The sequence below is a fragment of the Thermoflexus sp. genome (genome assembly GCF_025055495.1).
GTDB lineage: Bacteria > Chloroflexota > Anaerolineae > Thermoflexales > Thermoflexaceae > Thermoflexus.
The window spans coordinates 1-1,761 of sequence record NZ_JANWXB010000348.1 but is presented as its reverse complement, the minus strand read 5'-3'; the positions used below and the strand labels follow the sequence as shown (position 1 = coordinate 1,761).

The following is a 1,761-nucleotide window of genomic DNA, read 5'->3' as shown; positions in this document are numbered from 1 at the left end:
GGGCCGTGGGGAGGGGGGAGAAAGGGGGGAGGGGCCATCGCCTTCCGGACTCGCTTCGGTTCCTCAAAGCCTCAGTTTATAACTGGACAAAGCAATAGATGGGATGCCGGCTGCTTCCTCCACCCAAACACTGGATCCCTCCGGGGCCTACCAGGTCGCAGGGAGGAGGAACGATAGCTTCGGAACACGAAGAAGGGACGCCCGGCGTCAGGCGAAAAGGCTAACGGGACCGGGTGGGGGTGGGTGCGGGCATGAGCGAGACCTGGATGTTAGGCGGGATCAGCGTCCATGAGAGATTGGCCACAGGAGCGCTGAGGGTGACGGTGGGGGTGAGCGTATAGGTTCCTCGCTCCAGCCCCCCCACATCGATCCACACCCGCAACTCATCCGGCCGGAGGTTTTCCACATACGGCAGCGGCCCCCGCAGGATGAGGTCCACCGTTTCCGGGGAGAGGCGGGCGCTTATCCCCGGCCCCAGCCCCTCCACCACGATGGGGATCTGCTGAAAGACCTGGGTGCTGAGGATCGGTTCCACCTGAAGGCGAACCTCCACGATGGTGGGGCTGCCCACCAGGGCCACTCCCGCCGGGAGGACCAGCGGGACCTCCGCGATCAACTCCCCTCGCGCCTCGGAGAGGTCGATGGGCTCCGTGGAGACATAGCTTCCGATCTCCTCCAGTCGCCGGGGATCCCCGGTGAGGGTCACCGTCGGTGGGTCCACCGAGATCTCCGTAAGCTGATAGCCCCGGGCCGGGCGCCCCTGCAACGCCACCCGAACCGGCAGCTCGCGGAAGCCCAGGCGCTGCTCGATCGGAACGGTGACCGTGATCTGTTCCGGCTCGACTTTCAACTCTGAAAGCAGCTCCCCCTGCGGGTCGACGGCGGCCAGCCGGACCTGGGTTTCCACCGATTGCCGCACGCCGTCGATCTGGATCCTCCCCACCGCCATCGCCGCCACCGCCACCCGCGAGCGCGGGCCGTTCACCCGCACCTGGGAGAGCGCCGGAAGAGGGATCCCCGCTTGATAGCCGATGGCGGGTTGTCCCAGGATCTGAATGGACACAGGGACCTCCCGGCTCTCCACCCGCTCCAGCCGGAAGCGAACCCGTGGTGGATCCACCGCCAGGATCTGAATGCCCCGTCGCCGGATCTGGATCTGCACCGGTCGATCATAAGCGCCTTCCTCAAGCCCCTGAACATCCACGAAGGCTTCCACATCCTGGGGGCTGATGCTGCCTTCGATCGCGCGCGGCACGCGGAGGCGAAGGCGGACCCGATCCGCTGAGGCTTCGAAAACCACCTGATCGGAGCCCAACCCATGGAACACCAACGGCAGATCGGTCAACGTCTGCTCCACCGGCGGGTTCTCCTCCCACACCGCGGCGGCCCAGAGGGCAAAGGCCAGACCAAAAGCCAGCAGGGCCAAACCCAGATTTTCCCGCACCCAACGAGTCCTTGCCATTTCCTTCACCAGATGAGCGAGGTTCAGGTGGTCCCCCCGATGATGGCGACAGGGACATAGCGCGTTGAAGGGGGACCCTCTGACTCCCCTGGCCTCCCTCCCCAGGGGGCGAGACCGATCGGGAAAGGAGAACTCCGTTTTTCTTCGCTTCCTCCCGGGGGTTTGTTGATGGGGCCGGGCGCCGGAGGCGCCCGGCCCCGCCCACAAATGAATATTTTATGCGTGGCCGCAATGCCGAAAGGGTTGCGCCGATCCGCGACCTCCCGGATGGGGGGAGTAGAGGACCCCCGCCCCGCGCC

1 protein-coding gene is annotated in these 1,761 nt (G+C 65.9%); it reads right to left on the bottom strand.

Features of this window, described 5'->3' with window-relative positions:
* Positions 1-220 precede the first annotated feature (220 nt).
* Complete coding sequence (locus tag NZM16_RS11240) at positions 221-1,462, bottom strand: CdaR family protein (RefSeq protein WP_295452125.1); 1,242 nt, start codon at positions 1,460-1,462, stop codon at positions 221-223.
* Between the last annotated feature and the right edge of the window lie 299 nt (positions 1,463-1,761).